We start from the raw sequence: 21,423 nt of genomic DNA on the forward strand, positions 1-21,423 counted from the left end.
GCTTTGCTGTTTCTTTCTGGTTCTGTTTTCTGTGGTTACGCTTCTTCCCTGGCTTTCACCACAGCTACCACCTGATCTACGTACTGATGGCACAGTTCTTCCGTCTCTGCCTCCACCATGACGCGGATCAGCGGCTCTGTACCGGACTCCCGGACAAGGATCCTGCCGGAATCTCCCAGTGCCTGCGCTACAGCTTCCACAGCAGCCTGCACTTCCGGGTCAGCCTGGGCTTTCGCCTTATCCTTCACCCGCACATTTTCCAGCACCTGCGGATAAATGGTCAGCCCTTCCGTCAGCTGGCTCAGCTTCTTCTTGCTGGCCATCATGGCCTCCATGATCTTCAAGCTGGTAAGGATGCCATCGCCGGTAGATGCATATTTGGAGAAAATAATATGCCCTGACTGCTCACCGCCCAGCCGGCAGCCGTTCTGGGTCATGTATTCGTATACATATTTATCTCCCACGGCAGTCTTGGCATAGCCGATGCCCGCCTCGTCAAAGGCTTTGTACAGGCCAAAATTGGACATCACCGTAGTCACCACCGTGTTGGGGATCAGTTTGCCCCGTTCCTGCATGTATTTGCTGTAAATATACAGAATGGCATCGCCGTCCACCACCCGGCCCTGCTCATCCACACACAGACACCGGTCTGCATCGCCGTCATAGGCAAAGCCCACATCCAGACCATTGTCCTTCACCAGCTGCTGCAGCCCTTCGATGTGCGTGGAACCAGCATTTTCGTTGATGTTGGTGCCGTCCGGCTGGGCATTGATGACATAGGTTTTGGCACCCAGGGCATCAAAAATCGTCTTGGCAATGTTCCAGGAGCTGCCGTTGGCACAATCCAGACCTACTTTCACGCCCTTGAAGGAATACAGACCCAGAGAAATGAGATACCCCATGTAACGGTTCCGTCCTGCCACGTAGTCCACCGTGCAGCCGATTTTTTCCCGGTGGGCATAAGGGATCTCCGCATAGTCCTGGTCAAACACATGGAGCTTTCCGTCCAGATAATCCTCCACCAGGCCGATGGTACCCTCATCCATCTTTTCCCCATTGCCATTCATCAGCTTGATGCCGTTGTCGTAGTAAGGATTGTGGCTGGCGGAAATCATGATGCCGCAGTCAAAGCCATCGGTTCTGGCCACGTAAGCCACTGAAGGGGTTGTCGTCACATGCAGCAGATACGCATCTGCCCCGGAAGCCACCAGGCCGCCAACCAGCGCATACTCAAACATATAGCTGGAACGTCTCGTATCTTTTCCTATCACAATTCTAGCCGGGGTATCATCCCCTGCCCTTCTCTTTAACTCTCCGTAATACCATCCAAGGAAGCGGCCGATCCGGTGTGCGTGATCCGCCGTCAGATTCTGGTTCGCCTCACCGCGAAATCCGTCTGTTCCAAAATATCTTCCCATGATTCTCTCCTTTCGCCGTGCTCCTGCCCGGCAGATGTCCGCAAAACACAGACTTTTTTATCTTTTCTATCGTACCACAAATCCCCTTCTATCTCAACTGCAAATCAAGCTACCGTTCACGCAGGTAAAGCTGCCGTTCAAAAAAAGCGCTGCCAGCGGAATTTCTCCCCCAGCGGCGCTTTCTCTTTTTACTGTCCAGTTGTCGAATTTTCTTTTGTGTAAAAATGATCCATGACGTACTGGCGAAGCTGATCCTCGTCAGGATAGAACTCCATGAACTCTTCTCCTTTGACATTCTCGCCATCAATGGTATCGATGTCCGGCATATCACAGGCCGTCAGAAAATCTGCCAACTCCTGTAATTGCGTCACACTGCAGTCCGATGTCACATAATCATTGACCGCCAGAAGCAGCTTTGCCGTAAATCCGGCATCCCCGTCCACACAGGCCATCAGTTTCTCATACAGTGCCTGCATATACTGGCGCTGACGCTCCATCCGGTGCAGGTTCGTCGTATCATCCAGTTCCTTCCGGTTCCGGACATACTTCAACGCCTGCTCCCCTTCCAGTGTCACCGTCTCTCCCTGCACGAAGGAGGGATCCACCATGGTCATATCATCCATGACCTGTACGCTGACGCCGCCCACGGCATCGTTGATCACCGCCACCGCATCCATGGTCACCGAGCAGAAATGATCAATCGAAACGCCATACAGAAGATTGGATACCGCTTTCGCCTGATAGCGGCAGCTGTCCTGTCCGCCGCTGCCATATGTATGTGCCAGTGCCAGCTGTCCCTCATAGGTTCCCGCCGACTCTCCGGCCACACCATAGCTCTCGATCTGGGTCATGGTATCCCGGTTCAGCTGCAGCACCTGGCAGGTGCCGTTTTCCTTGTCCATGATCAGCAGAAGCAGGAAGTCCGCCTGTTTGGTGTTGACGTAGCTCTCCTCCTCCTGCTGGTTCAGGAACTTATCTTCTCCAATGAGCAGCAGTGTCTCCAGATTTTTCTTTGGAAGATACCGGCTGCCGTTGTAATAGACGCCCTCACTGTCCGCATCATCGGCTTCCACAACCCCCTCCTGATTTCTCCGGCTGTGATCCCAGACAGCAACGCCGATCACACCGACACAGAGGAGCAAAACCACCACGATACGGACCACCGCTTTCAGCCGGTGATATTTCGTCCGGCCAAGACGTCTTTTTAAATGATTCATCCTCTTAGAAGCCTGCTTTTCTCTTCTTTGCTGCTGCGGTGCATACAAGAGCTGCTGCGCAGATCACTGCCAGTGCACAGCCGAAGGACATGCCGCTGATATCGTTGGTCTGCGGAGATGCCGGGCCGTTGGGATCTACAGAAGCAGAAGCCACGTCTGTCAGGAATGCAACCGGGCAGAACTTGGTGAAGGTAACGGTTACCGTACCGTCAGCATTGATGGTTACGTTCTTCGGATCAACTGCCTCCCAGGTCTTGCCATCGCAGCGGGTCAGAACAACCAGTGTCTGACCGGGAGTCTTCTTCACATTGAAAGTCAGAGTCAGCGTGTTGCCCTCTGTATCCATGTATCCCCCATAGTTATCAGAAAAGCTGACATCAAACAGATCGCTTACCACCAGATCCTCCGGTGTGGCATCAGAGCCTGCCTCTTTCAGGACATCTGCGATCTGTGCATACAGATCTGTTATTTTCTCGGCTTTCTGAATGCTGTCATATGCTTCATCCAGATTCTTCTTAATGTCTGCGGATGCAGTGTCTCTCTTCGCAACAGGAGTAATTATGATATCTTCCTTCTTCAGACCGGCAATTTCCTTTCCGTCTTTATCTTTGAAAATACCATACACTTCCGTTCCATCTGCCATTTTTGTTGTCTTGACTTCCGGTGCCTCCTTCTGCGTTACGCTGGGTGTGAAGTCTGCTGCCATTACGGACATGGAACTTCCAAGCACCAGTGCCGCAGTGAGTAAAAATGCTGCCATCTTTTTCATTTTGGGTTCCCCTTTCCTCGTTAACCTCTTCAGTTAATCTCTTTGATAAGTTGTGCCGCCACAAGAAAACGTTTTTCATGATTTCCACTTAAGCAAGTAGAAAGAATGATGCCATCCGTGTCAGCAGAAATATATGCCTTCTGATCCACACAGGCATTGATCGCCCGGGTATTCAGAATGTCGCGATAAAAAATCTCAGCCATGCGCATATTGTCAAAATCATAATTATACAAAATATGCACATTGCTGTACGGAACTGCCGCAAAAATCTGATAATGCAGTTCCCGGTCAGGCAGGTAGATGACCGCCTCCCCGTACTGCTGCAGCGCATCCTCACTGGAGTACAGCTCCTGCAGCGAACCAAACATTTCCTGGTTCTTCATATTATGCCCGTAGATGACTGTCATTCTGTCTCCCATCTTCCCATCATTGTAAGAGCATTCGGTAAAAAGACAGCCTTCCTTGTCATCCTCCCCCTTATAATTCCGACGAAGATAATACTCGTCCTCCGTGGGGTGCTGTAAAATCGGGTAACTGACATTCGTTCCCGGAATTTCCAGCCATGCATATATATCTTTGTTTACTTTCTGGAGTTCTTCAAAATCCACCGGGCTCACATAGGACGACGCCTCAGCCGTCTCCGGTGCTTCCGCCTCTTGCGCGGAAGTCTCTTCTTCCGTCTGGTCTATATAGCCGGACAGATCTTCCTGCCCCGTCTCCCAGGGCCATTCAATCGGTGCTTTCCATAAAAACACAGCCACAGCTGCGACCACCAGAATGATCAGCAGCAGCCAACGGTCTATCTTCTTTCCCATGCCTGCTATGCCTTCTTCTTCGTTTTCTTCGAAGCCTTATCTGTGCCGTATCCATATCCGTATTCATATTTTCCATAGCGTTTGCCGCCATGGCCGGACATGGTGACCGCAAATCCCAGTACGTTGGTGCCGACATACTTCAGCTTGCGCACCGTATCATCCAGCACCGGCTGTTCGCAGTAATCTTGGCGCACCACCACGATCATACCATCCAGCATTTCTGCCAGAACCAGCGCATCGGATACCACCCCAACCGGGGGAAAATCAAAAATAATATAATCAAATTGGTTTTTCCATAATTCCAGGTACTTCTTCATGGCATCGGAACCGAGAAGCTCTGACGGGTTGGGCGGCACCGCCCCGGCCTGCACCACGCTGAAATTACAGTCTCCGGCAGGTGGGATCACCACCTCCGCTGCCTCGCATAAACCGGCCAGCAGGTTGGACAGTCCTTTGCGTTTCTCCAGCCGTAGCTTGGAAACAATGCCCGGCAGACGCATGTCCGCCTCGATCAGCAGCACATTGGCGCCATCCTCGGCCACCATATACGCCAGATTGATGGCGGTGGTGGACTTTCCTTCCCCGCGCAGGCTGCTGGTCACGCCAACGACCTTGCACTCCTTCTCCGCCGGTACCGCAAACTTCAGATTCGTTCGCAGCAGCTTATAGGCCTCTGTGCCCTCAAATCCCAGGCTCGGTCCGAAATAGATGCCTTTGCGGGCTTTTCCATAAGACTTGGCCTTCTTCTCCGGCTTTGCGTCTTCTTTTTTCTCTTTTGCCTCAATCTCCATCTCGTCACCGCCCCTACTTATAATAGTACTGTCCATACTTGGATGAACCCTTCTTCTCTAAATCCGGGATCACCGCAATAACCGGGATATCGTAGCGTTTGGCCAGTTCCTCCGGATCGTGCACCCGCTTATCCAGCAGTACCCGAAGCACAATGATGCCGGCACTGATCAGGAAGCCCAGAGCAATGCCCAGGCAGAGATACTTCATCACACTCGGCGAGCAAGGACCCCCAGCCAGTACTGCATACTGCACCACCCGCACCGAGCTTCCATCCACAACCTGAGAAATATGCTCCGGCAGAAGCTCCGCAATCTTATTGGCGACCTCTTTCGCTTCCTTCCGGTCCGCATCCGTCACGGTAATCTGAAATACTTCCGTTCCATTCACAGCCTCCGCTGCGATCATATCCTTAAGCTGCTCATAGGAATAAGGGAGCTCCAGCTCATCGATCACATCATCCAGCATGGGACGGGAATTCAAAATAACAATATAGGTATCTACCAGTCCCTGCGCTGCCAGCAGATCGCCCTGAGAAAACTTGATGGAAGTACTTCCCACAGAAATATCCGTATTGTTGACATACATCTGCACATCCGACTGATACAGCGGCGTGACCAGATAATTCGCATAGCCAAACCCTGCCGCACCAAATATAACCATACTTAATAAAATGATCCAGAAATGCTGCCACAGCGCACGCAGCAGACGTACCAGATCAATCTCTATATAATCATTCTCTTCCGACATATTTTATCCTCTTCGCATCCCTTTTTAATTTAAAAATTAATTTTTATATTAATATCTGTATTATGCCACACTATTTTTCAAAAGTCTATAGCATAAGTCACTATTTTTTTGTCCTTCTTTGCCGTTTTTCTGTTCCATCTACGCGAACAGCCGCTTCAATCAGCCCAAAACGCAAAAATAATGCGTAAATATATGAAATTCCACGGATATCTCCCAGCTCTTTCGGACGCTTCACCGTGATTTTCCCGTTTCTCACACCGGCAAATGCCAGCAGCACCGAACTCCAGGCCAGGCTCTTGCTGTTCTCCCGCCGGTCAATCCACAGCTCTTTCGTATATGACCCGTCTCTTCCCCTGTGCAGTTCATAGGTAAACGGCAGGCCCGAATACGTCCAGAACGGCAGCTTCTGACAGGCAACCACCGCATCCCACAGATGCTGCTCCGTGGGTTCCGTCTGCAGGCGCACAATCAGTGCCTCCCTGTCCGGATCCGGCAGTTTCTCTTCTATTATATTCTGTTCCAAACCATCACCCCGCACTTTCGTCACTGATCCCCGGCCAGATTTCCTTAAAGATCCAGAAGCTGTCTTTTCTTCGTCTCAAATTCTTCTCGGGTGATCACACCCTCGTCCAGCAGCTGTTTCCATTTCCGCAGCTCATCTGCCCCGGAAAACGTGCTGCGGTCTGCCTGCTGCGTTTTCTCCACCGCGCTGCAGATCACCTGCAGCAGAGAAAGGATCTCCTGTGCATCCTGATATGCCTTTTTGTAAGTTCCGCTGTCCTTTGCCGTCTCCGTGCTGATGAGTGAAATATACACCACCGGAGACACCATGCTGGAAACCGTAATCTTGATGCAGAGATTTGTGCATTTCTGGTGCGCCCGTTTACCACCGGTGATGCCGCCCACGACAGCGCCCACGCCGCCAAACATAAAACCACCGACAACGGCCCTGCCCAGGCCCCCTTTGACCACACTCGTTCCATCCTCCAACAGTTCGAAATCCACGATATCCTCATACTGATAAACGGTTCCCTTTTCCAGCGGTGCAAAAATGCCTTTGCCGACCACCCACTGTCTCGTATCTTCATTGATGCCGAAATAAGAACCCACTTTTTTCGTCAGCATCAACTTTTCTTTTTTCTCTGCTCCGGTGTCAGACTGGTATGCCCGCTGCGTTTTCTTTTTTCCTTCGTAAAACCGATATTCCGTCTGGGAGCTTTCCCCTGTTCCTGACATCCCCTCGAGTATGATTTCCGGCCGCTGCCAGCGCTGTTTCACCGTGATGCGGACCTCCTCCCGCCGGGTGGTGTCGATCTTCACCACGTCCGACCTGTTATTATGTGGAAGCGCACAGCTGAAATAAATCACGCCATCCGCCGCATAACAGATCTCCTCTTTTCCATTCTTTACCCGGCACAGCAGCGTATCCCCGTCATAACAGTTCATGGCCAGCGCCGCTCCCATCATGGATTTCTCTCGCTTAATGATCAGTTTTGCCAAACCAATCCCCCCTATGTCACAGCATTTTCGATCTCTGCCAGAAATTTTTTTGTTCAAAAGCATTGCAAAAGTTACCTGCTGTAAGCATAACAAACCGTTCCTGTGAAATCAATACATTTATCCATCTTTACTGTTTCCGGTCTTTCTGTTCCTCTCTTTCTGTTCCTCCCGGCACAGATATACCCATGCGATCGAAAAGAATTCGCTGACTGTCGGGCGCTCCCGCAGCGGATACCCTGCCATCTCATTCAGGAAATCCTGGTTGCCTCTCTCCCAGCAGCTGATCACACACGTCCGGATCGCCCGCTCCACGCTGGGCCATCTTGCCTTATACGCTTTGCCAATGTCCGGATACAACCGCTTCGTCACGCATTGCAGATAATCCGAATTCTCCCGGATCAGCTCAAATCCTTTCAACAAATACTGATACCCGCTCAGATTCGGCCATATTCCCAGCTTCTTCAATAATTCTTTCTCTGTCATAAACAAAATCCCCCTCTCTTTCTATCTATAGAGAAAACGATCTTGTTCAAGATTTTTTTTCACTTTTTCAACAATCTTTACACTTTCTTAACATTTTTCGTCTCAACGTTCTAAAAAATAAAATTACACGGTAAGTTTCACTCACATGATAAAACAACAAAAAGGACCGCTCCAGTCCTGTGAAAACTATTAGCGGTCGTTTTTTGTTTGTACTTTCCAGGACTTTAAAGAGTCTCCCCTCTCTGTCAGAAATCTTCATTCGAAAGCATTGCAAAAGTTTCCAGAAAGCTGGCCCATTTACTGTCCTTCGGCGCCAATACAACAAGCTCATCCACCTTGCCGATCACAACCTCTTCACCCTTAAAACGACATGCTTCCGGAAGCCGAACTGCCTGTCCCTGTTCGTCCTCAAATAATTCCGTTGTCATACAGTCATACACCTCCACATAAGCAATCCGCAATCTGTGCGCGGCTGCACTCTGCTGTAAGCATAACAAACTGTTCCCACGAAATCAATACATTTATCGACCTTCTTCAACAGATATTTTATTCCTCTTCCTCCAGTCCCTCCCGGCACAGATACATCCACGTGATTGAAAAGAATTCACTGACTGTCGGGCGCTCCCGCAGCGGGTACCCCGCCATCTCATTCAGAAAATCCCGGTTGCCTCTCTCCCAGCAGCTAATCACGCACGTCCGAATCGCCCGCTCCACGCTGGGCCACTTTGCCTTATATACTTTTCCTATGTCCGGATACAACCGCTTCGTCACGCATTGCAGATAATCTGAATTCTCCCGGATCAACTCAAATCCTTTCAGCAAATACTGATACCCATTCAGATTCGGCCATATCCCCAGCTTCTTTAATAATTCTTTCTCCGTCATAAACAAAATCACCCTCTCTTTCTATATCTATAGAGAAAACGATCTTGTTCATGATTTTTTTCACTTTTTCAACAATCTTTACGCTTTCTTAACATTTTTCATCTCGGCTTATATTTATTTTTCTTATTTTTTCTACGCTATATCCATTCTGTATTCCCAAGCAACCTGGCACAAGGCGAACGTCATGAAGTTACTTAATCCTTCTGAAGCAAATCCACAACTTCCCGTATCTTCGCCTCACTTTCCTCCAACGCATCCGCAATCTGCGCGATTGTTTGCCCCTTTTTCAGCTTTTTCTCCACCTGTTCCAGTAATTTCTTTTCGGCACCCTGTTGCACGCCTTGCTGTAGTCCTTGTTGCAGCCCTTGCTCTATCCCCTTCTCAATGCCAATTTCCAGAATGTTCATCTTCACAGCCTCCCATTCTTCTGATTCCTTCACTTCTTCTACAATATCATTCAGTTCCACGATCCGTTTGTCTTTTACCGGATCTTCCTCCAATCGCACTTACTGATAATATCATTGATGATATATTTTTTTGAAGAGAGAAGCTAACTCGCTTCTCCCTCAATCTTCTATTCCGTCACATAATTTCAATTCTATATGCATTCCTAACGCCGATGCATATTTTTGTAATACGACCAACGTCGGAACTCTATTCCCACTCTCCAGTCTTGCAAGATTCGGCGGCAGTATTCCTGTAATATCTGACAAATTCTGCTGCGTCATTCCCTGTCTACGCCTTTCTTCTACCAGCTGCTCTATCATTTCTGACGTTTTTTTCAACGTCTGCTTCTGTATAGCATCTGCATATGCAGTCAAGCGTTTCTTTCGAGCTTCCTTTTCCAGTTCATAATCATTTCTGCTTTTTTCTAAATCCCAACTCATATCCAGCCCTCTCACTCACGATATCTCAGTTGCGATTATATCATGGATGATAATTTTCTTCAATCCATATTTCAATTTTAAGCTTTTCTTAAGAGTGCCTGACCCCTTTTATGGACGAAGTCCTTTTACAAGAGTCTGAAACTCTTGCTCTGTATCCACAAAATGATACGGTGCGTACTCGCCATACGCTGTTGGCCTACTGATTGTTACAAGCTGTACTCCCTTATATCCAACCGCCTTATTCAATTCCCGCTTTAATTCTACCAGATGCTTTCCATGGGTTGTTTTCAGAGCAAAACAGCCATGTGCATCACGATCTTTCGCTACCAGATAACACATTATTCAGCACCTCCTTAAATTCATGCTCATTCCGAATCGATCCACTCTCATACTTTTCGCGCATGATTCTCCCTGTCTCTATCGGATAACTTTTCTTATACAGGTAATCGTGAAGCCAGTTATTCAGCTGTCTGTCAAACAGTGTATTAAACTGGATTTCTATAGGATAATGCTTTCCGCTTTTTTGATAGTACGCATGAACGCCTCTGTATCCATCATCCGCTGCTTTTCCATTTGACATATCAGCGATCCTCGATCTCGTAATTGCCATAGTTGGTAAGTCCCATGAGATACGCACCACGGCTCTTGCACTCAAGCATATTGCTTATGGTCTTCCGTAATTTTCCCCCGGACTTTTGCAAACTGAACAGCCAGACAATACATGGCAATCAGCTGCGCACTGTAGGCTTTCGTTGTTGCGACCGAAATTTCCGGCCCCGCAAGTGTGTAAAACACCTTGTCCGCCTCACGGGCAATGCTGCTGCCCACCACATTCACAATGGCCATCGTTGTCATATGTTTTTCTTTTACCAGATCTTCAAACACATACTGTGCGTTTACCCCGATATAACTTGCTGATCCGCAGGCAATCACATAAATCTGTTCAAAATTGCGAATCTCATCATCGGAAAAAAATATACCCATGCTTTAACAGTTTTTCTTTCAGCTCCGCATAGTTCTCGATGATGCCATTATGTACGCCCACCACTTCCGACTCCACCGGGCCTGATCCTGATCTGCTGCAATTTCCGTACACATGGGGATGGGCATTGATCTGGCTGGGCTCTCCATGCGTCGCCCAACGCGTATGTCCGATTCCGAAAGTGCCTTTTAACGCATTTCCGCCGTCTGTTTTCTCGACCAAATTTGAGAGACGTCCTTTTGCTTTCACAACCTGGGCCAGCGCCTCGCCATCTCGCACAGCCAGACCGCCTGAATCATATCCTCTATACTCCCGTTTCGACAGTCCGTCCAACAGGATCGGCGCCGCCTGCTATTTGCTAGTAAAGCCTACAATTCCACACATGAAAAAATCACCACTTTCGTAACTTGTTTTGTTTTTTATGATTACTGTAAGATTTTCTTAGGAGTACCTGCCCCTTGTACATTAATCTCTTGACATTACACCGCTGGACTTCTATATTTCGTAACTATCTTAAGACTTTCTTAACGGGGTCAGCCCCCTTTTATTCTGGCTTTGCAACCATTTTTGTATCCTTCAACTGTCAAAAATGGAATCATGCTCTTTACATTTTATTTTTTGTTGGCATCGGAACAAATTCCAATTTTAATTGCATCCCTAATCCCTGTGCAAGTTTTTTCACCATACTCAGGCTGGGATTTCTTGTTCCATTCTCAATCCGGCTTATATCTGCCTGCGTAATTCCGGTTTTAGCTGATAAATCTTTCTGTGTCATATTCTGCTGCACTCTTGCATCAATCATTGCCTGGATAATATCATATTCCGGTTGCAGTGCATCATATTCTGCTTTTACATCTGGATTCTGCAATGCTCTTTTTTTATAATCTTTATAGCTACTCATTGCCATACCTCCGTTCATAATCTGCTTTATATTTCTTTGCCAGTTCCTTTTCTGCCTTTGGTGTCTTCTGCGATTTTTTTATAAATCCATTTGTCAGCACCGCTTTCTTGCCTACAATAAAGAAATATAACACTCTTGTAATATCTGATCCCTGTTTGGTAGGAAGCTCAAATATTCCATTCTCCAAGGGTTTTGAATATGGCTCACGAAGCAATGGGCCGTTCATTTCCAGCAAGTCAATTGTCCGCAATGTTTTTGCCAGTAACTTAGGCTCCAGGGAATCTAATAGTTCCTGCACAGGGCATCTTCCATCTTCTGTATCATATAAAATGATCTCGTACATTAGTATGCTCCTTCCTCTTTATAATTATAATATGTTGTATTCAACATATTGTCAAGCTGGTTCCGAATACTTTCCTATGTAATATTACGCATGATTTCTACAATATCTCCACTGTATATTCATCTTCTGAAATCATTCCCTGCTTTCTCTTTCCCCTGATTGTTTCCCACTGATAACGGAACTCATTGATTTTTTTGTTCAGAAGATTAATCACAACCTCTCCTGTTCTGCTGTTTCGCTCTTTTTCAATATTTCAAGAAACATCTCAAAATCCATTTCATCTTGGAATATTGCCAGCCTGCGTATTCCTCTCTCCATCAGATGATATGTCGCCCCCGGAAACCAATTTCTTAATTTTCTTGCTATTTTGCTCTTCCTTCTGTTATATTTGTATTTTTTAATAATATCATTAATGATATCTTCTTCTGAAGAGAAGCCACCTCGCTTCTCCCTCAGTCTTCTATCCCGTCACATAATTTCAATTCTATATGCATTCCTAACGCCGATGCATATTTTTGTAATACAACCAACGTCGGAACCCTATTCCCACTCTCCAGTCTCGCAAGATTCGGCGGCAGTATTCCTGTAATATCTGATAAATTCTGCTGCGTCATTCCCTGCCTACGTCTTTCTTCTACCAGCTGCTCTATCATTTCTGACGTCTTTTTCAACGTCTGCTTCTGTATGGCATCTGCATATGCAGTCAAGCGTTTCTTTCGAGCTTCCTTTTCCAGTTCATAATCATTTCTGCTTCTTTCTAAATCCCAACTCATATCCGGCCCTCTCACTCACGATATCACTGTTGTGATTATATCCTGGGTGATAATTTGCTTCAATCCATATTTCACTTGGGCATGCGGACGAAAAGTTGGACTGTGTAATGCCTGACATGTTATGAGGTACACACAAGAACAAATATCGACAGCACTTGTATTATTAAAAGCGACAGGATCCCCAGACAAAGTTGTCCAAACCTTAGGGTATCCATCTGCACCAATGCTTTATCATTGGCGTAAAAAGTATCTTGAATATTACGATGTTCCAAATCAAAAGCATTGGAGACAAGCTCCAACTGAATTGAAACATGACGTAATTAAACGTTGCCTTATTAAGGGCGAGCCTGTAAAATTAGTGGCAGAAGAAATCGGATACACACCTTCCTTGATATATAAATGGATTAGGGAGTATCGGGAGAAGGGATGTTTTCAACCCATGAAAAAAACTACTGCCAACATTAATGTAAATCCAAACGATATCACATCTGCGGAAGATATCAATGAGCTTAAAGCTCAGATGCTTGATATGCAGATGGAAATAGATATTCTTAAAGAAACAATCAATGTATTAAAAAAAGACCCCGGCATCGATCAGACAGCTCTCTCAAATCGGGAGAAGGCAGTGATAATCGATGCCCTGAAAAATAAGTATTCACTGCCGGATCTTCTTAAAAAACTAAACCTTGCAAAAAGTAGCTATTATTATCAAGAAAAAACCATTTATGCAGAGAATAAATACTCCAATCTTCGCAAAAGAATCATACAACTGTTTCATGAAAATCGTGATATATTTGGTTATCGGAGAATTCATACGCTGCTTCATCGTGAAGGTATAAAAGTTTCTGAAAAAGTGGTTCGTCGTATTATGAAGCAGGAAAAACTAATTATCAGACGAAAACGCAGACAGAAATATAACTCCTATAAAGGTGAAATAACACCTGCGGTGGAGAATGTTATAGCTAGAGATTTCCATGCTACAAAACCGAATCAGAAATGGCTTACTGATATCACAGAGTTTTCTATCAAAGCAGGAAAAGTATATCTTTCGCCGATAATTGACTGCCTTGATGGTATGCCGGTGAGTTGGACTATAGGCACTTCTCCGAACGCAGAACTTGCCAACACCATGTTAAGGAATGCTATTGCTACACTTAAACCAAACGAAAAACCTATCGTACATTCTGACAGGGGATGCCATTATCGTTGGCCAGAATGGATACAGATAATGGAAGAAGCAAACCTTACACGATCCATGTCCAAGAAAGGTTGTTCTCCTGATAACTCTGCATGTAAGGGCTTCTTTGGTCACCTCAAAGCAGAAATGTTCTATGGACATGACTGGGATGAATATAGCATTGAAGAATTTATCCAGGAGATAAATGGCTATATGAGTTGGTATTGTAAAGATAGAATTAAATCAACACTCGGAGGACTTAGTCCTCTAGATTATAGAAGGAGTATAGGCATAGCGGTCTAAAAAAATGTCCGCATGCCCCTTTCTCCTTTCAATTCTAAGTTAGCAACCACCACTTCAGAAATTCCCACACAATACTTTTCCCGATATTTTGGAATGAATACTATATGATATTGGCATTTCTATCGTAAGCGCTTTATATTCTAGCGTCAAATAAAACAAATCAGGATTCTCCCGGATCAGTTCAACCCCCTTCAGCAAATACTGATATCCGTTGAGATTGGGCCATATCCCCAATTTTTTCAATAATTCTTTTTCTGTCATAAACAAAACCACCCTCTCTTTCTATTATCTATAGAGGAAACGATCCTGTTCATGATTTTTTTCACTTTTTCAACAATCTTTACACTTTCTTAACACTTTTCACCTCACCGGCGTAGCAACCTGTTTTTTGCGGTCTTTCGGATGGCCTATCTTCTCCTTCACTCCATCCGGCACCTCCTCATTTTGGGCATAAAAATACCCCGTCAGATTTTTCCAACGGGGTTTTCAGTTAATTCAGTTTCCCGGAAAAAGTAGTCTCATATAATCTCTGCCACCGTAAATCACACGGTCAACATAAACCACATTGTTTGGTCTTAAACGGTAAAAGGCAAGATAGTTTTTGAACACAACATAACGATATCCACTATCCAGTCCGTTTTCAAATTCCAGCTTTGCGCCAGATTCAGGAAAGGCTGCGATTCCGTCCACTTTATCCATGATGCCATTTACAGTGTTTTGAGCAGCGCTCGGATTGCAGAGTTCAACCTCAATATAATCCCATATCTCATCAAGGTCCTTCAATGCTCTCGGAGAATAGTCAATCTTACTTTGCATTTGCACGGGCCCTGAAGTGGTTTCTTACATCTTCCGAAGAAATCCAGCCTTCTTCCTCTCCTGATCTTCTGCCCTCTGCCAGTTCACACATCAGGCGAAGCTGTGCCTGCATCCGATCATACTTTTCTGCTTTTTCTCTCTGTTCTTCTTGTTCATCAATATTCATAACTGTATAGCAGCCACGACCATTTTTTGTGAGATATAAAGGCTTCCCAACCTGAACAGTTTCGAGAACAGTCGCATAGTTTCTCAAATCGGAAATCGGTTTGATGTTCGGCATAATAAAGCCCCCTTTCATGGTTTCTGTCTTTATTATACCTCTTGCTTGTGATAAATTCAACATCTTATTTGGTGCTAAATTCTACAATCATCAATCAGAAGGCATCCATGTTTTGCATGAGCTTCCGCATCATCCAGTAGACGCCTACCAAATGAACCGTTCCTGTCATAGCGCCGGAGAACTTGACCTTTTCACGCTACAGGAGAGGATGGGTGAGTTTGAACAGGCACTGGTTGACAAGGAGTTAAGTGCCCTTACGGAGAATATCAAGGTATTCCGTAACGCTCTTTCCATCCGGTTTCTGATTATTACTATCAGTCTGCTTTTTTTGGCTAATTTCCACATCACTCATATGCAGATTCCTCATCCCAAAAGCCAGTCGATGACATTCACAACTTTTATACCATCGTAATTTCCGAGTGAAAATCGATCCAGTGTCAGGACAATTTTTTCATAATTATCCTGAATGCTCCGCAACGGTCTCATCTCTCTCTCAAAGGTTTCTTCCGCCGTCATATCAGCAGTTACCTGATAATAGGTAAGCACGCCTTCCTTCTGTGTCACAAAGTCAACCTCAGTAGAACCATATTTTCCGATGTTGACTTTGCCGCCCCTTCGTGAAAGTTCAAGATACACAATGTTCTCAATGGTAAATCTAAGATCATATCGCTTTCTCGGAAGAATGTGGTTTCTGATTCCCATATCTACCATGTAAAACTTATTGTTGACCTTTAAGAGCTGCTTTCCCACAATGTCAAATCGCTCCACAGGATAAAAAATGAAAGACTCTATCAGGGCTTCAACATAATCGCTGACTGTGTTTTGGGATACTTTTCTGCCCGCTGAGGTCAGATAGTCGGTTATACTTTTCATTGATACCGGGCTGCCGATAACGCTTGACAGATACCTGGCAATTGTCTTTAGTAACGCAATATCTGTGATTTTTCGTTTTCCGCCCTCTTTTTCCCTTCTTGCCTGACGCTGCTCAATATCTTTTACAATAACGGTATTGTAGATTTCCTCTAAATACTGATCTATTTTTTCAACCGTGCGGTTCATTACTGCCACATACGGAATTCCACCAGTTTTCATAAACTCTGCAAAAGCTTCCTCTTTTGCCATACCTGTCACCGCCATATACTCACGGAAAGAAAGCGGCAGCATCTTGATCTCTGTGTACCTTCCTGACAAAAGCGTTGCAAGCTCACTTGACAGCATATATGCATTGGAGCCTGTGATATAAACATCCACATGGTCTCTGATATAAAGACTGTCAATCACTTTCTCGAATGATGGAACTTCCTGAACCTCATCCAAAAAGATGTACGTCATCTTATCAGCACACAGACGTTCTTTGAGATAGTTGTACAGCTTCATATAATCTTTTAAAGGTTCGTAATCCAGATTTTCAAAATTGATAGAGATAATCTGTTCCGGTGTGACTCCATTCGCTAAGAGTCTCTGCTGATACTGTTCCAGAAGTACAGATTTTCCACAGCGACGGATTCCGGTCACGACTTTGATCTGCTGCTCGTCTTTCCATGCCCAAAGCTGGTCAAGATATTCTTTTCGTTCAACGTGGGTTATGCGTTGGGGTTGGCTTCCTTCCAAGCCTCGTATTCATCGATCAGCTCCGCTTCTTCGATGACCTGCCAGACGCTGCAAAACCGAATCCTCTGCTTTTCGATTTCCTCTGCCGCCCTGCAAAGGCTTCCGAGGTCGTTGCAGCTAATTGTCATGTCCTGCTTGAAGGCGATCTCGATGCCGATCAGCTCCCGCTCGGTGACTGCCGCCTGAATGCTGGTAAGGTAGGTTTTTGCTTTGTTCGTCATAGTCTGTATCCTCCGTGTGTTTTGTTTTCCGTGGAGCTTTTCCCCCTTCGGTGTCTGTATATTACCGTCACTTCGGCACACTATCAAGCGGCTATACTATACGATCATCTTCCCGGAATACCGGGCAGAATGTACATTACTCTGCATCTTCGGCATCCTGCTCCATGGACATCACCGCCAAACACGCCGCACCGGATAAAGACGGTGTACGCATCGCAGAGCTGGATGAGGAATCTTTCCGTTATCTCCTCTGGGATCACAAGCCACTCACAGACTTCTGGATGACCGGCCCCGGCACCGTCAAGCGGCTAGAAAAGCACGGCATCCATACGATGGGCGAGCTGGCCTATTTCAGTACCGTCAATCAGGATATCTTATATAAAATACTCCATGCTTCCCGCCCGGAGCCACCGCATGATCATCCCCGGATGCCGATGTCAAATCGCGCTAAAATCTTCTCTCCGTTTGCCGCCTTACGAGGCTATGAGGATGAGATTGCTTCTGAGGGCAGGGATCACCTGAAAGGAAATAGAATCGAACTGTCTGAAGAAGGCAAGGAAGTTCTGAACCAAAAGATCAGCCAGCTTCGGAAGGGACAAGAGATCACAATAAAATATTTCACAGACGGCTACTATGAAGATATAGCCGAGGTACTGGATGCTGTGGATGCGATAAACAAAGAACTGCGAATTTACACAGGCTTTATAAATGATACCGGCAAAGAGCTGCCGACCATTATTGCATTTGAAGATATATCAGAGATTGGGGTGAATATGACTTGAATTACTGTTTTTGCGATGCCTGCCGCTACTGCTTCTCTGCGGAGAAGCTGCCAGACCACTGCCCAGACTGCGGAGCACAAATATATAAGGAGAGGTCAGCGGTACACTTGGCGAATAAAAATGAAATAGAGGAATTGCTCAGAATACGAGCTGAAGATAATAACTGACCAGCGCCCCACTGTGTATCACTCACAGCGAGGGCTTTTTTGAACTTCAGGAGTTTATTTTATTTCTGTCACAAACTATATATCAAGAGCCTCCATCATGAGTCGTATCCCGACTTTCAGACCTTCCTCAAAAGCGGTCTTCTCCTATGCGCAACACACCGTCCCCTGCCGGTCCATAATCTTTTCCCAGAGTGGGATCTTATCGCCGACATAGTCATCTACGAGCCTATCCATTCCTTCCAAGCCGTGCAGCCACTCTTCCAGTTCCTTTTCTTTGGCCTTTGCTGCTTTCCCGGCAACTGTGTTTTTCTCTACTGGGTTGTTCTCCGTGTAATGCTCGTAGATCAGATCAAGCAGGTTCTCCACCGGTGGATAATACTCCGGCTCTGTTTTCTTCAAATACTCCTCCAGCATTTTCTTCAATTTTTCTATAATGCTACCATCCTTCCCAACTGAGATTCACATCCTCAGTTACGGCACATCTTACCGTAGACTTTTGCACATAGCAACCTATTTTTTGCGGTCTTTCGGATGCCCCATCTTCTCCTTCACTTCATCCGGCACCTCGATCAGTCCGAACCGATAGAACATCCCGTAGATGTAAGTCACTCCCCGGATGTCCCCCAGAGCTTTGGGTCTCTCTACTACTTCACCTTTTATATTTCCCAGTGCCAAAACTATAGAGTTCCACGCCAGACTCTTGCTTTTCTCCCGGCGGTCGATCCAGAGTTCTTTTGTGTATTCACCGTTCCTGCCTTTCCGTACCTCATAAGAAAATGGCAACCCGGAGTAGGTTTTGAATTTCACACCAGCATAAGCCACAACCACACCCCAAAAGTTTTCTTCTGTCTGATCAGCCCTCCAACGCTTCATCGCTCTGTATCTCCGTTGCCGCTCTGCTCCAATACTAATCTTATCTTCCTCTGTACCGGGGAAGTACACGCCTTTCTGATATGGTAGGTACGAGGTAACGGAAGCTTTGGAGAGTTGAAGAGCATTTGCGGTTGAGAGTATGGAGTTTTTGTAGTCTTGTGTTTCTCGATACTCCTCAAAGGTATCCTGTACCTTCTCCGCCACATCCGACTCATACACACCGGCCGTGATGAGTAGCTTTCGTACTTTGATAGGGTTTAAGTTCAGCGCATCGCCGATGGCCTGCAAAGACATCTCAGAATCATAAAGCGCCACAGCCGCATCCATCTGCTCTTTCAGATTCTTCACGGCATCGTACTCCGGCTTCAACTTCTTCCGACCACCGCCGGGTTTTCTTGTCTTCTTCATTTTACTCATGCAGCTCTAGCGGCAGTCCATCCGGGTCATGGAAGAAAGTCATCTTTTTTCCGGTATAATCATCGACTCGAATCGGCTCACATTCAATGCCAACTTCTGCCAGTTCATTCACCGTCTGCTCCACGCTATCCACGCAGAACGCAAGATGACGCAGGCCACAGGCCTCCGGGCGGTTCACACGCTTCGGCGGATTTTCCTCAGCGAAAATCTCCAGCTCTGTGTACTCGTTAACACGAAGATCCAGCTTCCAGTCTTTACGCTCTGGGCGATAGTTTTCCCTGATGACAGAGAAGCCCAGCTTGTTCACATAGAAATCCTTTGCGGCTTCGTAGTCAGATACGATGATTGCAATGTGGTGTATTTTAGATAAGTTCATTATTCTCACACTCCTTTTTTATTTTCGTTATAAACTATATAGCTACCTTCAAAATATACCGTGTGAACTCCTAGAGTTCAGTTTGTCCACACGGCATTTATTTTTTCTTGTGTTCTTGTTTATTTCAGTTTTTCAAGGATCTCATCCGCGCTCATACCGCTGGCCAGCAACTTCTTCAGCACTGCTTCAGCTTCAGCCTTCTTAGCTTCTTCAGCGGTCTTAGCATCTGCCTTTGCCTTCTTCGCTTCCAGCGTTGCCACTTCTTTTTCGACCTTCTTCAGAGCAGTCTTCTTCTCTTTCAGATCAGCCTTCAAAGTGTCAATGTTTGCGGTGATGGATGCAATCTCAGCAGTCAGGGAAGTGATAGATTCCTGTTTCTCCGCGATTTAGGATGCGTAGTCTTTGGTGATATTGGTTTTGGGACGGTTTTTGCTGCCTTTCGTTCTTGGCATGGTGATAACCTCTTTCCTTTTTAATAGTTTAAGTATAGAACTATGTGGAATAACGGATACAATATTACTGTTGAGCCGCTGGCAATTCCATAACATTTAAGTATTTATATAGTTCATATAATCGCTCTAATGCGGTATCATAAAGCCGTCGATAATCTTGAAAATCAGTCAATCCAAATGTGCTTAATATATTCTGCTTTCTCTGCTCAATATTTTCTTGCGGTAGCAAATGCGCAAAGCAAATTCTTAAATCATTCAGTGAGTACAACGGGCCTATAATTTTCTTTGCTTTTTTCTTCATCCTCAACACAAGCAATAATTCCCTGTAAAAGTTTTCTTGTCTGTGTTGAATTATTCGGTAATGTTCCGTTCAACTTTTTATATAGTGATCTCAATCCATCTCCACTAATACCCTCGTTTAACAAACCATCTAACAATATCATGTTTTCACGAAGTTCACTTTCAGAATAGTTAAGCGGCTTTCGGATTCGATTTGCCGATAACTCACATTCATTTTCCAAATGGAATAAATCTATCCCATATATATTTTTTACTCTTTGGTAAAATAGATTTCTAAGGGATATAATTCTTTTTTCAATAATTGGTTCACTAAATACACAGTTTAATTGTGCCTGATATAACTCCGTATCAACAATACAATGGTCTGATGGAATATTATATGATTTCAACCATAATACTGCTCTGTCATCCTTGTCAATTTCGTCCAAATCTCCAAGGAATAGAATCACCTTATCATTTTTATTAATTCCAAATGGAATATTCCACTCGTACTGATACCCACCAGTTCCTTTTTCCGCTATGGTTCCATAGCTTTCCGAAAAGAAATTCAGTTCATAGTCACTATCATTATAAAATATGCCCAAAACCTTTCTGTCAAAAAAGACAGGACAGGAAAAGCCTTCTGGATGAGTTGGATCAAGGTCAATGCCCAATCCAGGAATACTCAAATCTCGTGAATCATATTTATAGTCTGCATCTTCCGCCCACTCAAAACGGTGATCACCTTTCATCGTGATTCGACATGCATTCTGATTTCTTTTTTCCAGTTGAAAATATGCTCTATACAATTCTTGCGGAATATCTGGGCATAAGCATTTTCTTCCACAATTGTTGCACCCCATTATGGGACAATCAACAACTTCTATATGATAATTTCCAATATCAACAGTTACCGTTTCTAATTTCATTTCACGGCGTGCCCCACAAGAACAATCTGCGCCAGTAATTTCCCGCATTGCCACAGGATCATTGTACACTTTCTCAAATTCAGCCAAATCTTTGTATTTGAAATACATCGCCGTCTCCCTTTCCATTTTCATCACATCTTCGCCGATCATAAGGTCGTTGCCTGCTGCTCACCACGAAGAGGTGTGTGATTATTACGAGCAGCGTAGGGAGCTACCGCTCCCAGTAGA

29 protein-coding genes and 3 pseudogenes are annotated in these 21,423 nt (G+C 45.5%); 3 read left to right on the top strand and 29 right to left on the bottom strand.

Translation table 11 applies throughout. The annotated features are described in order from the left end of the window. Positions 1-35: 35 nt before the first annotated feature. From glmM to RJD28_15690, 18 genes and pseudogenes are all read right to left on the bottom strand, one after another. Positions 36-1,418 carry a phosphoglucosamine mutase gene (gene glmM / locus RJD28_15605; protein WNV57603.1) on the bottom strand — a complete coding sequence of 461 codons (1,383 nt, stop codon included), beginning with the start codon at positions 1,416-1,418 and terminating at the stop codon, positions 36-38. A gap of 188 nt (positions 1,419-1,606) precedes the next feature. Further along, a complete protein-coding gene (locus RJD28_15610; protein WNV57604.1) occupies positions 1,607-2,635 on the bottom strand; it encodes an LCP family protein in 1,029 nt (342 codons plus the stop codon). A 4-nt stretch (positions 2,636-2,639) separates the two neighbouring features. Further along, complete coding sequence (locus tag RJD28_15615; GenBank protein ID WNV57605.1) at positions 2,640-3,404, bottom strand: hypothetical protein; 765 nt, start codon at positions 3,402-3,404, stop codon at positions 2,640-2,642. A 29-nt stretch (positions 3,405-3,433) separates the two neighbouring features. Further along, the gene (locus RJD28_15620) at positions 3,434-4,219 is read right to left on the bottom strand and encodes a class B sortase (GenBank protein ID WNV57606.1); all 786 of its coding nucleotides are present in this window, start codon (positions 4,217-4,219) and stop codon (positions 3,434-3,436) included. 5 nt (positions 4,220-4,224) lie between these two features. Continuing rightward, on the bottom strand, positions 4,225-5,010 hold the full coding sequence (locus RJD28_15625; protein ID WNV57607.1) for a CpsD/CapB family tyrosine-protein kinase: 786 nt from the start codon (positions 5,008-5,010) through the stop codon (positions 4,225-4,227). A gap of 13 nt (positions 5,011-5,023) precedes the next feature. Beyond that, positions 5,024-5,758, bottom strand: a complete 735-nt coding sequence (locus RJD28_15630; GenBank protein WNV57608.1) for a Wzz/FepE/Etk N-terminal domain-containing protein — start codon at positions 5,756-5,758, stop codon at positions 5,024-5,026. 100 nt (positions 5,759-5,858) lie between these two features. Beyond that, complete coding sequence (locus RJD28_15635; protein ID WNV57609.1) at positions 5,859-6,281, bottom strand: hypothetical protein; 423 nt, start codon at positions 6,279-6,281, stop codon at positions 5,859-5,861. Positions 6,282-6,325: 44 nt separating this feature from the next. Beyond that, on the bottom strand, positions 6,326-7,258 hold the full coding sequence (locus RJD28_15640) for an SHOCT domain-containing protein (GenBank protein ID WNV57610.1): 933 nt from the start codon (positions 7,256-7,258) through the stop codon (positions 6,326-6,328). A 117-nt stretch (positions 7,259-7,375) separates the two neighbouring features. Beyond that, positions 7,376-7,741 (bottom strand): sporulation initiation factor Spo0A C-terminal domain-containing protein, encoded by a 366-nt coding sequence (locus RJD28_15645; GenBank protein WNV57611.1) that lies wholly within the window; start codon positions 7,739-7,741, stop codon positions 7,376-7,378. 245 nt (positions 7,742-7,986) lie between these two features. Then, a complete protein-coding gene (locus tag RJD28_15650) occupies positions 7,987-8,169 on the bottom strand; it encodes an AbrB/MazE/SpoVT family DNA-binding domain-containing protein (GenBank protein WNV57612.1) in 183 nt (60 codons plus the stop codon). Positions 8,170-8,287: 118 nt separating this feature from the next. After that, positions 8,288-8,626 carry a sporulation initiation factor Spo0A C-terminal domain-containing protein gene (locus RJD28_15655; GenBank protein ID WNV57613.1) on the bottom strand — a complete coding sequence of 113 codons (339 nt, stop codon included), beginning with the start codon at positions 8,624-8,626 and terminating at the stop codon, positions 8,288-8,290. 194 nt (positions 8,627-8,820) lie between these two features. After that, complete coding sequence (locus RJD28_15660) at positions 8,821-9,093, bottom strand: hypothetical protein (GenBank protein ID WNV57614.1); 273 nt, start codon at positions 9,091-9,093, stop codon at positions 8,821-8,823. A 99-nt stretch (positions 9,094-9,192) separates the two neighbouring features. After that, positions 9,193-9,513, bottom strand: a complete 321-nt coding sequence (locus RJD28_15665; GenBank protein ID WNV57615.1) for a helix-turn-helix transcriptional regulator — start codon at positions 9,511-9,513, stop codon at positions 9,193-9,195. Between the two features lie 108 nt (positions 9,514-9,621). Next, positions 9,622-9,852 carry a DUF6718 family protein gene (locus RJD28_15670; protein ID WNV57616.1) on the bottom strand — a complete coding sequence of 77 codons (231 nt, stop codon included), beginning with the start codon at positions 9,850-9,852 and terminating at the stop codon, positions 9,622-9,624. Positions 9,853-10,182: 330 nt separating this feature from the next. Then, positions 10,183-10,834, bottom strand: a pseudogene (locus RJD28_15675) (SIS domain-containing protein). A 265-nt stretch (positions 10,835-11,099) separates the two neighbouring features. After that, on the bottom strand, positions 11,100-11,402 hold the full coding sequence (locus tag RJD28_15680) for a helix-turn-helix transcriptional regulator (protein ID WNV57617.1): 303 nt from the start codon (positions 11,400-11,402) through the stop codon (positions 11,100-11,102). Then, positions 11,389-11,739, bottom strand: coding sequence for a type II toxin-antitoxin system RelE/ParE family toxin (locus tag RJD28_15685; protein ID WNV57618.1), 351 nt, complete (start codon positions 11,737-11,739; stop codon positions 11,389-11,391). Before RJD28_15685 ends, RJD28_15680 begins: the two co-directional genes overlap by 14 nt. A 452-nt stretch (positions 11,740-12,191) precedes the next feature. Beyond that, positions 12,192-12,512: a helix-turn-helix transcriptional regulator gene (locus RJD28_15690; protein ID WNV57619.1), complete on the bottom strand. Its 321-nt coding sequence runs from the start codon at positions 12,510-12,512 to the stop codon at positions 12,192-12,194. 121 nt (positions 12,513-12,633) lie between these two features. Here RJD28_15690 and RJD28_15695 point away from each other — a divergent pair, with 121 nt between their 5' ends. Beyond that, on the top strand, positions 12,634-13,992 hold the full coding sequence (locus tag RJD28_15695; GenBank protein ID WNV57620.1) for an IS3 family transposase: 1,359 nt from the start codon (positions 12,634-12,636) through the stop codon (positions 13,990-13,992). 54 nt (positions 13,993-14,046) lie between these two features. Here RJD28_15695 and RJD28_15700 read toward each other — a convergent pair whose 3' ends face one another. The 6 genes and pseudogenes from RJD28_15700 to RJD28_15725 form a co-directional block, all read right to left on the bottom strand. Further along, positions 14,047-14,253 (bottom strand): hypothetical protein, encoded by a 207-nt coding sequence (locus RJD28_15700; protein WNV57621.1) that lies wholly within the window; start codon positions 14,251-14,253, stop codon positions 14,047-14,049. Between the two features lie 234 nt (positions 14,254-14,487). Continuing rightward, positions 14,488-14,808, bottom strand: a complete 321-nt coding sequence (locus tag RJD28_15705; GenBank protein ID WNV57622.1) for a type II toxin-antitoxin system RelE/ParE family toxin — start codon at positions 14,806-14,808, stop codon at positions 14,488-14,490. Beyond that, entirely contained in the window at positions 14,798-15,088 is a 291-nt protein-coding gene (locus RJD28_15710) for a hypothetical protein (GenBank protein WNV57623.1), read from the bottom strand. The genes RJD28_15705 and RJD28_15710 overlap by 11 nt, the downstream gene beginning before the upstream one ends. Before the next feature lie 363 nt (positions 15,089-15,451). Continuing rightward, entirely contained in the window at positions 15,452-16,210 is a 759-nt protein-coding gene (locus RJD28_15715; protein WNV59679.1) for an ATP-binding protein, read from the bottom strand. A gap of 72 nt (positions 16,211-16,282) precedes the next feature. Continuing rightward, positions 16,283-16,603: pseudogene (locus tag RJD28_15720) on the bottom strand (AAA family ATPase). Positions 16,604-16,671: 68 nt separating this feature from the next. Then, positions 16,672-16,920: a hypothetical protein gene (locus tag RJD28_15725; protein ID WNV57624.1), complete on the bottom strand. Its 249-nt coding sequence runs from the start codon at positions 16,918-16,920 to the stop codon at positions 16,672-16,674. Positions 16,921-17,081: 161 nt separating this feature from the next. Here RJD28_15725 and RJD28_15730 point away from each other — a divergent pair. Both RJD28_15730 and RJD28_15735 read left to right on the top strand, forming a co-directional pair. Beyond that, a pseudogene (locus RJD28_15730) lies at positions 17,082-17,306 on the top strand (DNA methylase). Between the two features lie 48 nt (positions 17,307-17,354). Continuing rightward, positions 17,355-17,702, top strand: a complete 348-nt coding sequence (locus RJD28_15735; protein ID WNV59652.1) for a YolD-like family protein — start codon at positions 17,355-17,357, stop codon at positions 17,700-17,702. Between the two features lie 311 nt (positions 17,703-18,013). Here the strand turns inward: RJD28_15735 and RJD28_15740 are convergent, their stop codons facing one another. The 5 genes from RJD28_15740 to RJD28_15760 form a co-directional block, all read right to left on the bottom strand. Next, a complete protein-coding gene (locus RJD28_15740; protein ID WNV57625.1) occupies positions 18,014-18,268 on the bottom strand; it encodes a hypothetical protein in 255 nt (84 codons plus the stop codon). A gap of 111 nt (positions 18,269-18,379) precedes the next feature. Next, complete coding sequence (locus RJD28_15745; protein WNV57626.1) at positions 18,380-19,150, bottom strand: hypothetical protein; 771 nt, start codon at positions 19,148-19,150, stop codon at positions 18,380-18,382. Position 19,151: 1 nt separating this feature from the next. Next, positions 19,152-19,535: a VOC family protein gene (locus RJD28_15750; GenBank protein WNV57627.1), complete on the bottom strand. Its 384-nt coding sequence runs from the start codon at positions 19,533-19,535 to the stop codon at positions 19,152-19,154. Between the two features lie 119 nt (positions 19,536-19,654). Continuing rightward, positions 19,655-19,921, bottom strand: a complete 267-nt coding sequence (locus RJD28_15755) for a hypothetical protein (protein WNV59653.1) — start codon at positions 19,919-19,921, stop codon at positions 19,655-19,657. Positions 19,922-20,238: 317 nt separating this feature from the next. Then, the gene (locus RJD28_15760; protein ID WNV57628.1) at positions 20,239-21,345 is read right to left on the bottom strand and encodes a hypothetical protein; all 1,107 of its coding nucleotides are present in this window, start codon (positions 21,343-21,345) and stop codon (positions 20,239-20,241) included. Positions 21,346-21,423: the final 78 nt, after the last annotated feature.

It is taken from the genome of Oscillospiraceae bacterium NTUH-002-81, assembly GCA_032620915.1.
Classification (GTDB): domain Bacteria; phylum Bacillota; class Clostridia; order Lachnospirales; family Lachnospiraceae; genus JAGTTR01.

Coding starts and splice junctions, on each gene's coding strand:
- RJD28_15695 (WNV57620.1), top strand. CDS start 12,634: ATGAGGTACACACAAGAACAAATATCGACAGCACTTGTATTATTAAAA.
- RJD28_15650 (WNV57612.1), bottom strand. CDS start 8,169: ATGACAACGGAATTATTTGAGGACGAACAGGGACAGGCAGTTCGGCTT.
- RJD28_15685 (WNV57618.1), bottom strand. CDS start 11,739: ATGTACGAGATCATTTTATATGATACAGAAGATGGAAGATGCCCTGTG.
- RJD28_15615 (WNV57605.1), bottom strand. CDS start 3,404: ATGAAAAAGATGGCAGCATTTTTACTCACTGCGGCACTGGTGCTTGGA.
- RJD28_15690 (WNV57619.1), bottom strand. CDS start 12,512: ATGAGTTGGGATTTAGAAAGAAGCAGAAATGATTATGAACTGGAAAAG.
- RJD28_15665 (WNV57615.1), bottom strand. CDS start 9,513: ATGAGTTGGGATTTAGAAAAAAGCAGAAATGATTATGAACTGGAAAAG.
- RJD28_15715 (WNV59679.1), bottom strand. CDS start 16,210: ATGGCAAAAGAGGAAGCTTTTGCAGAGTTTATGAAAACTGGTGGAATT.
- RJD28_15625 (WNV57607.1), bottom strand. CDS start 5,010: ATGGAGATTGAGGCAAAAGAGAAAAAAGAAGACGCAAAGCCGGAGAAG.
- RJD28_15750 (WNV57627.1), bottom strand. CDS start 19,535: ATGAACTTATCTAAAATACACCACATTGCAATCATCGTATCTGACTAC.
- RJD28_15745 (WNV57626.1), bottom strand. CDS start 19,150: ATGAAGAAGACAAGAAAACCCGGCGGTGGTCGGAAGAAGTTGAAGCCG.
- glmM (WNV57603.1), bottom strand. CDS start 1,418: ATGGGAAGATATTTTGGAACAGACGGATTTCGCGGTGAGGCGAACCAG.
- RJD28_15705 (WNV57622.1), bottom strand. CDS start 14,808: ATGCAAAGTAAGATTGACTATTCTCCGAGAGCATTGAAGGACCTTGAT.
- RJD28_15610 (WNV57604.1), bottom strand. CDS start 2,635: ATGAATCATTTAAAAAGACGTCTTGGCCGGACGAAATATCACCGGCTG.
- RJD28_15735 (WNV59652.1), top strand. CDS start 17,355: ATGTCAAATCGCGCTAAAATCTTCTCTCCGTTTGCCGCCTTACGAGGC.
- RJD28_15620 (WNV57606.1), bottom strand. CDS start 4,219: ATGGGAAAGAAGATAGACCGTTGGCTGCTGCTGATCATTCTGGTGGTC.
- RJD28_15760 (WNV57628.1), bottom strand. CDS start 21,345: ATGATCGGCGAAGATGTGATGAAAATGGAAAGGGAGACGGCGATGTAT.
- RJD28_15645 (WNV57611.1), bottom strand. CDS start 7,741: ATGACAGAGAAAGAATTATTGAAGAAGCTGGGAATATGGCCGAATCTG.
- RJD28_15680 (WNV57617.1), bottom strand. CDS start 11,402: ATGGCAATGAGTAGCTATAAAGATTATAAAAAAAGAGCATTGCAGAAT.
- RJD28_15725 (WNV57624.1), bottom strand. CDS start 16,920: ATGACGAACAAAGCAAAAACCTACCTTACCAGCATTCAGGCGGCAGTC.
- RJD28_15655 (WNV57613.1), bottom strand. CDS start 8,626: ATGACGGAGAAAGAATTATTAAAGAAGCTGGGGATATGGCCGAATCTG.
- RJD28_15630 (WNV57608.1), bottom strand. CDS start 5,758: ATGTCGGAAGAGAATGATTATATAGAGATTGATCTGGTACGTCTGCTG.
- RJD28_15710 (WNV57623.1), bottom strand. CDS start 15,088: ATGCCGAACATCAAACCGATTTCCGATTTGAGAAACTATGCGACTGTT.
- RJD28_15670 (WNV57616.1), bottom strand. CDS start 9,852: ATGTGTTATCTGGTAGCGAAAGATCGTGATGCACATGGCTGTTTTGCT.
- RJD28_15700 (WNV57621.1), bottom strand. CDS start 14,253: ATGACAGAAAAAGAATTATTGAAAAAATTGGGGATATGGCCCAATCTC.